Source organism: Acidisphaera rubrifaciens HS-AP3, assembly GCF_000964365.1.
Classification (GTDB): domain Bacteria; phylum Pseudomonadota; class Alphaproteobacteria; order Acetobacterales; family Acetobacteraceae; genus Acidisphaera; species Acidisphaera rubrifaciens.
The window spans coordinates 1-8,384 of record NZ_BANB01000328.1 but is presented as its reverse complement, the minus strand read 5'-3'; the positions used below and the strand labels follow the sequence as shown (position 1 = coordinate 8,384).

Below are 8,384 nucleotides of genomic sequence, written 5' to 3'. Positions count from 1 at the left end.
CTTGCGCAGGATCTCGTTGGCCTGGCGCAGCTCGTGGTTCTCGCGTTCGATCCGACCGAGGAGTCGATGACAAGCAGCCCATCGAGCTTGGCGAGGTCGTCGTGAGACAGCCCGGCGACCAGGGCAGCGGCAGCCCGCTTGCGGGCGCGCGCCCGGCCGGCGATGGCGACGCGCTCGATCACGGCGGCGCCGGGCAAGGATGATGTGAGCAGATCGCAGGGCGGCAATCACGGCGGCCGCAACCGACCGACCGTTATCGGCGCCGCGGGCGGCCTCCGCCGCCGCCTCGATCATCGGGGGCACATCGGCCATGGTCGGCACGCGCAGGCCCAGGGTGGCGGCGAGCTGGTGGGCGTGGTCCGTCATGGTCTGGGAGCGGCGGGCATACTCGGCGAAGGCGGTAGCCGGGATGTCGAGGTGGCAGGCCATCCAGGCCACCAGCGCGTCCACCGGCTGGTCGAGGTAGGCGAGGGCCGTGCCGGGGTGGCGCAGCAGGGCGAGCTGCACGGCACAGCCGAGCCGGTTGGCGTCACCGCGGCGCTCGGCAACAAGCGTCCGATCGATGCGAGAGGGGGTGAACAGCCGAGCGAAGGCGTCGGGATCGGCGGGAATGCCGAGCAGCGCCGTGCGCTCCTCGTCGGTGAGCAGTTGCCGTCGAGCCATGTCGAGTTTCTCCGTCCCGCAAAGGCCCATGATGATCGTGGGCGAGAGAGGATTGGGAGACGTAGTCTGTGGACGGGTTTGAACGCTCGCGCGGCGTGACGTCGGCGGTGTCCAGGGAACGGCCGTTTGGGAGACGCGATGACCGGTATTCTGGGCTACGCGCGCGTCTCCACCGGCGACCAGGATGTCGCGGGTCAGACGATGCGGCTGACGCAGGCCGGCGCGATCAAGGTGTTCACCGACGTGCGCTCCGGCCGGAACCCGGATCGGCCCGGGCTACAGGAGTTGCTCGCCTACGCTCGCAAAGGTGACACGCTGGCCGTCGTGCGCCTGGACCGGCTGGGACGATCCCTCGGTGAGCTGCTGGCCACGGTAGCGATGCTGAAGGAACGTGGCATCGCGCTGCTCAGCCTGGAGGAAGAGATCGATACGTCCTCGGCGGCCGGCGAACTGATCTTCCACGTGTTTGGCGGGATCGCGCACTTCGAGCGCCGCCTTATTGCCGAACGCACCAAGAACGGCATCGCCGCCGCTCGCGCCAAGGGAAAGCGGCCAGGTCGTCAGCAGCTCGACGCGAAGCGCATCACGGCGGCCTTACCGCTGGTTGAAGCCGGGCTGTCGCCAACCGCGGCCGCGCGCCAACTCGGCCTGGGACGCTCAACCGTGTATCGCGAGGTCAATCGCGCTGCGATCGCACGCGGCATCTAGGGACGACTCCCGACGAGCCTGTTCCGAATGTGTGATCAGCCGGCAAGGCCGCATCGCGAGTTGGTGATCTTAGCAATCATTGACAATGCGCTTCACGCTCGGACCATTAAGTGATGGCCCTAAACGTCAAAACGAGAAACGTCTCTCTCACCCCTGAGAACGAGACCTTCATCACCGAGCAGGTTGCTTCCGGGCGCTTCGCCAATGCGAGCGAGGTCGTGCGTGCAGGCCTGCATCTTCTGGTAGACGAACAGCGGCGCCAACAAGCCAATGCAGGCCGAGCTTCCCGCCCCAAGCGGCGGATTGCGCCGGCCAGGCCGACCGGGAGCTGACGCTCATGCAGGTGGTCGGGATCGGCGCCTCTGTCGGCGGCATCGAGGCATTTCGGCTGTTCTTCGAGAAAACGCCGTCCGATTCCGGACTGAGCTTCGTCGTGGTCCTGCACCTGTCGGCCAGCCGCAAGAGCATGCTCGCTGAGATCATTGCTCGTTGGACCGCCATGCCGGTGTCGGAAGCGGCCGACGGGGATTTGGTCGAGCCGAACCGCATCCTCGTCGTGCCGCCCGGGCACGTCGCCGCCATACGGCAGGGACGGCTGCACCTGCGATCGCTGCGTCTCGAGGCGCCACGCGAACTGACGCCGATCGACGACTTCTTCGACAGCCTTGCCCAGGACTGCGGCGAGAATGCTGTCGGTATCGTGCTGTCCGGCACCGGCCATGACGGGTCGCTTGGCCTGAAGGCAATCAAAGCCCGGGGCGGCCTGACGTTGACCCAGGGCAGCGACGGCTCCGCCCCGCAGCACGAAGGCATGCCCCGAAGCGCCATCGCCACGGGCGTGGTGGACCTGATTATCCCCGTACAGGATATGCTGCGGGTTCTGCTGGCGATGCGCCCCGGCCGTGCCGCGCCGGCACAGGCCCCGCCGCCCGATCCGGACACCGAGGCGTTGCGGCTTGCTGTCTGCGAAATACTGCACCTGACCACCGTGGACCTGCCGGCCGTCAACACGCCGCAGTTCGACTGGGGAATGAACAAGATGGGCCGTAGGGCCAAGCCGGTCGCCCCGATCTTCCAGCCGGAGGTGCCGGCCCGCGCCATATCCTTTGCCGCGACGCACAAGCGCCAGGAGGTCTGGGTGGGCTTTCCGACCGTGAAAGCGATCTTGGCGAACCGGATCGCCCCGGCCCTGACCGACAGATATCTGGCCAAGACGGGCTATTCGGGGCAGCTCAGCGACGAGAAGCTGCCGGCGGACGCGCCCGCAAATCTGTTCCAGCCGGTGCCGGGCTCCTACGACGTACATGGCCGCTTTGACAGCCGCTCTCGCCCGCACAGCTGGCAAATGTTCACCGACCGGCACCGGGCCGTGTTCTGGGCCGCGGCCGCCGCAAGTGTGGCCGCCGGCCCGGTCGCGCTCGCCAAACAGCCGGAGGCGTAGCGGCATGGCGGAGCTCGGCCCCGACTGGTGGGATGCCCCCACGTCCACGCCGGAGGTGCTGCTCGACTGTCACGCCGTTATCGGCGAGTCGCCGACCTGGTCGGCCGCCGAGCACGCGCTCTACTGGATCGACGTCAAGCAGCCGGCGCTCCATCGGCTGGGGCCGGACGGCGGCCGCCGCCTTTGGCACCTGCCGTCCGACATCGGCGCCTTCGCGCTGACGCAGGGCGGCCAGGGCGCGGTTGTCGCCTTGCGCACCGGCATATTCCGGCTGGCCTTCAACACGGGAGAGGCAAGCCTGCTCGCGCCGCCGCCCTTCGATCCCGGCCTGTTCCGCTTCAACGAGGGAATCTGCGACGCCGCCGGCCGTTTTCTGGTCGGCGTCATGTATGATCCGCTTCCGGGCCAATCGGCGCCCGGCACGACGGCCGCCATGCAACGCTTCACCCTGTCCGACGGGCTGGTCGACACGCACGACTGGTCGGACCTGCACAACGGCTTCGCCTGGTCGGCCGATGGCAGCGAGTTCTTTTGGTCGCATTCCTACGCCGGCGACGTCTACCGTGCCGACTACGACGCGGCCACCGGCCGGCTCGGCCCGGCGCGCCCATTCCTCGACATGCACACCCACGGCGCGCTGCCGGACGGGGCGGCCATCGACGAGCACGGCTGCTATTGGTGCGCCATCCACGGCGCCGGCGTGCTGCACCGCTACGACCCAGCCGGCACCCTGCTTACCAGCATCCCGCTCCCTGTCAGGCAGCCCACTATGTGTTGCTTCGTCGGCCCGGAACTCGACGCGATGGTAGTGACGAGCGCGGCCGACAAGCTGTCCCCGGCGCAAGTGCGCGAGCAGCCCCATGCTGGCGCCCTGTTCCGGCTGCGGCCCGGCGTGCGCGGGCTGCCCCGCCCGTACGTGGTCCGATGACACGTTCTCGTAACTGCCCGAACCGACCCCACCCTTGCTGGGTTCAGAGGGCGTCGGGCAGTTTCAACCATTGGCGACAGAAAGTGTTACCATGTCGATGAATGTTAGCGAGTTCGTGTGGAAGCGCCTGCAGGAGTGGGGGCTGCACCGTGTCTATGGCTACCCGGGCGACGGCGTAGGCGGCCTGGACGTGGCGCTGGAGAAAGCCCAAGGCAGCGATGGTTCTGGCATGGAATACGTGCAGGTGCGGCACGAGGAAATGGCCGCGTTCATGGCTTCTGCGCACGCCAAATTCGCCGGCGGCGTCGGGCTCTGTTACGCGACCTCCGGGCCCGGGGCGATCCATCTGCTGAACGGCCTCTACGACGCCAAGATGGACAACCAGCCGGTGGTCGCGATCGTCGGGCAGCAAGCCCGCACGGCGCTGGGCGCGCACTACCAGCAGGAAGTCGACCTAGTGTCCTTGTTCAAGGACGTGGCCAGCGACTACGTCGCCATCGGCACCGTGCCGAGCCAGGTGCGCCACATGGTTGACCGCGCCGTGCGCATTGCCCAAAACAAGCGCTCCGTCACCTGCATCATCCTGCCCAATGACCTTCAGCTGATGGCCTACGAGGACCCGCCGCTGGTTCATGGCACGACGCACACCGGCGTGGGCTTTCCGGCGGAGAGCAAGTTGCCTGAGCAGGAGGGGCTGCAAGCCGCCGCCAACGTGCTGAACGAGGGCAAGAAGATCGCCATCCTCGTCGGCGCCGGCTGCCTGCACGCAACCGACGAGGTGATCGCGGTTGCCGACAAACTGGGCGCCGGCATCGCCAAGGCGTTGCTGGGCAAAGCCGCCGTGCCCGACGACCTGCCCTACGTCACCGGCGGGCTCGGCCTGCTCGGCACCAAGCCGTCTTGGGACCTGATGCAGGACTGCGACACACTGCTGATGGTTGGCACCTCGTTCCCCTACAGCGAGTTCCTGCCCAAGCCCGGCACGGCTCGTGGCGTGCAGATCGACATCAAGGGCGACAAGCTCAGCCTGCGCTATCCGACCGAGGTGAACCTCCTGGGCGACAGCGCGGTAACGCTGAAAGCGTTGCTGCCGCTGCTGGAGCAGAAGACCGACACGTCCTGGCGCAACACCATCAAGAGCAACGTCGAGGACTGGTGGAAGGTGCTGGAAGAGCGCGCCATGCACTCGGCCGAGCCGATCAACCCGCAGCGCGTGTTTTGGGAGCTGTCGCCCCGGCTGCCGGAGAACTGCATCGTCACCGCCGACAGCGGCTCGGTGGCGAACTGGTATGGGCGCGACCTGAAGTTCCGGCGCGGCATGATGGGCTCGCTCTCCGGCTCGCTCGCCTCGCTCGGCGCCGCGACCCCCTACGCGGTCGCCGCCAAGATGGCGTATCCGGAGCGGGTTGTGATTGGAACCATCGGCGACGGCGCCATGCAGATGAACGGCATGAACGTCATGATCACCATCTCCAAATACTGGAAGCAGTGGTCGAACCCGCATCTGATCATAATGGTGCTGAACAACCGCGACCTGAACCAGGTGACGTGGGAAGAGCGGGTGCAACTCGGCGAAGGCAAGACGGAAAGTACCCAGTCGATCCCGGACTTCCCCTACGCCAAATACGCCGAGCTGATCGGGCTGAAGGGGATCTTCTGCAACGACCCCGACAAGGTCGGCGCCGCGTGGGACGAGGCGCTGGGCGCCGATCGGCCGGTGATCCTGGAGTTTTACACCGACCCCAACGTTCCGCCGCTACCGCCGCACATCACGCTGAAGGACGCCAAGAACTTCATGACCATGATCCCGGACGAGCCCGAACTTGGCAGCGTGCTGAAGAACTCGGCCAAGGAACTGCTGTCGACGGTGCTGCCGGGCCGATGACGGCGAGCGCCTGCCCGATCGGAACCGTGTCGGCCCGCGCCTACACGGTTCCGACCGACGCACCGGAAGCGGACGGCACCTTCGCGTGGAGCGAGACCACGCTGGTAGTGGTGACCGTGGCGGCCGGGGGAAGGACCGGGCTCGGATACACCTACGGACCAGCTACCGCCTGCGCGCTCGTCAAGGGACCGCTCTCGGCGGCGGTCGCCGGCACGGACGCGTTCGACGTGCCGCTTTGCCAGCGGCGGATGCTGGACGCGGTGCGCAACATGGGCCGTTCTGGTATCGCCGCTCTGGCGATCTCTGCGCTCGACGCGGCGCTATGGGATTTGAAAGCAAAGCTGCTCGATGTTCCGCTCGCAGCCCTGTTGGGCCGGGTACGGACGGCGGTGCCGATCTACGGCAGCGGTGGCTTTACTTCCTATGACGATGACCATCTCCGCGCTCAACTCTCCGAATGGGTCGAGCGCGACGGCTGCCGTTGGGTGAAGATGAAGGTCGGGACTAAGCCACGCGACGATTCGCGCCGGGTCCGGGTCGGCAAGGACGCGATCGGGGCGGCGACTCTGTTTGTGGACGCGAACGGCGCCTACTCGGTGCAAGAGGCGCTCCGCCTGGCTGGCGTGTTCCAGGACGAGTGCGGGGTCGCATGGTTCGAGGAGCCGGTCTCCTCCGACGACCTCGACGGTTTGGCGCAGGTGCGCGAGCGTGCGCCCGCCGGCGTGGACGTTGCCGCCGGCGAGTATTCCTTCAATACCGACGATGTGCACCGCATGGTGGCCCGCCGAGCGGTGCATGTGGTGCAGGTGGATGCTTCACGCTGCCTCGGGATTACGGGCTTTCTCGCCGCCGGAGCCGTGTGCGACGCCCACCATTTAGACTTGTCCGGCCATTGCGCGCCGGCGCTGCACCTGCACGTGGCCTGCAGCGTCCCCAGGCTGCGGCATCTGGAGTGGTTCCACGACCACGTGCGCATCGAGCACATGCTGTTCGACGGTGCCCCTGTGCCGCGAGACGGCGTCATCATGCCCGACATGAGCCGGCCCGGCGCCGGCCTCGAGTTCAAGCAGCAAGACGCGGAGCGCTACGCCGCATGAGCACCCTCTCGAGGCGCACCGGCCTCGCCGCGGCGAATCAGCGACCCACCGGCGCCATCCTTGCCAGCCTCGGCATGCTCGGCCTCGCGACCGTGGCTGGCGCCGCCCTGCTGTCGCGCCGCGTGCATCCGCCTAGGTCCCATCGCGGGCGCTACCCCAAACTCGTGGACAGCGCCTTGTTCGCGCTGCCGCCGAGTCCGGTCGTCGACCGGCGGGGCGCGGTGCACGCCGGACGGCGATTGAACCGGGCCGCGGGCACCATCGCCACCTCCGTTCTGATCGACAGCGCGATGGAGCATTACCGCGGTGCTTTCGCCAACAAGGCGATGTACACGCCGCTCGCCGTCTCCGCCTTGGCTATCGCGGCCTCGTTTCATGGTCACCGCGACCACGCGCCGGCCGCGCATCGGGCGCGCGACGCGATCTATACGGCCGCCGGTCTGACCGGGATCGTGGGCACCGCGTTCCACATTTACAACATCACCAAACGTCCCGGCGGGATCTGCTGGCAGAACCTGTTCTACGCTGCCCCGCTCGGCGCGCCGGCCGCAATTTCCCTGTCCGGCATGGTCGGTTTCCTGGCCGAGCGCGTGCGCGACAATGTCCCGGGCACCGTGCCCAAAGTGCTCGGCCTACCCGCCGGCCGGGTGGTCTCAGCGCTGACCGGGGTTGGGCTGCTAGGCACGGTTGCGGAAGCCGGACTGCTGCATTTCCGCGGCGCCTTCCACAACCCGGCCATGCTGCTGCCGGTCACCGTGCCGCCGGCGGCTGCGGCCTTTCTTGGCGCCGCCACCATCGGGCCGGCCCAGCACCCCCGCGCCTTCACCCGCTGGTGGCTGCGATTGACCGCGCTACTCGGCGTGGTCGGCGTCGGCTTCCACGCGATCGGCGTCGCCCGCAACATGGGTGATTGGCGCAACTGGACGCAGAACCTCCAAGCCGGGCCGCCGCTCCCGGCGCCTCCCTCCTTCACCGGCCTGGCCCTGGCAGGCCTGGCGGCTTTGGGCCTGCTACATGACAATCCCGATGATTGATCCCACGACCGGCAACGACGACGCGTCGCGCCCGCTGACGACGGGCCGCTACCCCGGCTACGACGTGCTCGCAAAGCGCGATACACCGTCCTGGAACGACGCGACCCGTGCCGTCATCGACGCTCGCCTGGCCGTGGAGCACAAGCCGGTATTCCTCGACGTGACCGAGTGGGCGGCGCTGGACGCTCTGTGCGACCGCCTGATGCCGCAGCCCGCCGGCCGGCCTCGCGTGCCTCTCGCCGCCTATGTCGACCGCCAACTCGCGGCGGGCAAAACCAAGGGATATCGGTTCGCTGGGATGCCGCATCCGCCGGAAGCCTGGAAGCGCGCCCTGGCTGCGCTGGACGAGGTCGCCGCGCGCGAGCAGGGTAGGCCCTTCGCCGCCCTCACAGCCGCCGATCAGGACGCGCTGCTGGGGCGCATCCGGGACGGCACGCTCGAAGCCGCGGCGCTGCGCGGCATGCCGACCAAGACGTTCTGGAGCAGCCATGTCCTGCACGACGTCCTCGGCGCCTATTACGCCCATCCCACGGCTTGGAACGAGATGGGCTGGGGCGGCCCGGCTAGTCCGCGCGGCTATGTCCGGCTCGACTTAGATCGCCACGATCCCTGGGAGCCCGAGGAAGCC

9 protein-coding genes are annotated in these 8,384 nt (G+C 67.9%); 8 read left to right on the top strand and 1 reads right to left on the bottom strand.

The window, feature by feature from the left end:
* Positions 1 to 663: DUF4158 domain-containing protein (locus B8460_RS10555; RefSeq protein ID WP_158322802.1), on the bottom strand; the 663-nt coding region annotated here is incomplete at its 3' end.
* A 138-nt stretch (positions 664 to 801) separates the two neighbouring features.
* On the opposite strand from B8460_RS10555, the gene B8460_RS10550 reads away from it, so the two are divergent.
* The 8 genes from B8460_RS10550 to B8460_RS10515 all read left to right on the top strand — a co-directional run.
* A complete protein-coding gene (locus tag B8460_RS10550; RefSeq protein ID WP_048861559.1) occupies positions 802 to 1,371 on the top strand; it encodes a recombinase family protein in 570 nt (189 codons plus the stop codon).
* 113 nt (positions 1,372 to 1,484) lie between these two features.
* Positions 1,485 to 1,703: a type II toxin-antitoxin system ParD family antitoxin gene (locus B8460_RS10545; RefSeq protein WP_084623488.1), complete on the top strand. Its 219-nt coding sequence runs from the start codon at positions 1,485 to 1,487 to the stop codon at positions 1,701 to 1,703.
* Between the two features lie 5 nt (positions 1,704 to 1,708).
* Positions 1,709 to 2,812, top strand: coding sequence for a chemotaxis protein CheB (locus B8460_RS10540; RefSeq protein WP_084623486.1), 1,104 nt, complete (start codon positions 1,709 to 1,711; stop codon positions 2,810 to 2,812).
* A gap of 4 nt (positions 2,813 to 2,816) precedes the next feature.
* A complete protein-coding gene (locus tag B8460_RS10535) occupies positions 2,817 to 3,740 on the top strand; it encodes an SMP-30/gluconolactonase/LRE family protein (protein ID WP_048861558.1) in 924 nt (307 codons plus the stop codon).
* Between the two features lie 97 nt (positions 3,741 to 3,837).
* Entirely contained in the window at positions 3,838 to 5,625 is a 1,788-nt protein-coding gene (locus B8460_RS10530; protein ID WP_048861557.1) for a thiamine pyrophosphate-requiring protein, read from the top strand.
* Complete coding sequence (locus tag B8460_RS10525; protein WP_048861556.1) at positions 5,622 to 6,722, top strand: enolase C-terminal domain-like protein; 1,101 nt, start codon at positions 5,622 to 5,624, stop codon at positions 6,720 to 6,722. The genes B8460_RS10530 and B8460_RS10525 overlap by 4 nt, the downstream gene beginning before the upstream one ends.
* Positions 6,719 to 7,756, top strand: coding sequence for a hypothetical protein (locus B8460_RS10520; protein ID WP_241771168.1), 1,038 nt, complete (start codon positions 6,719 to 6,721; stop codon positions 7,754 to 7,756). Before B8460_RS10525 ends, B8460_RS10520 begins: the two co-directional genes overlap by 4 nt.
* A partial coding sequence (locus tag B8460_RS10515) for a gluconate 2-dehydrogenase subunit 3 family protein (protein WP_048861555.1) occupies positions 7,749 to 8,384 on the top strand: 636 nt, incomplete at its 3' end. The genes B8460_RS10520 and B8460_RS10515, both read left to right, overlap by 8 nt.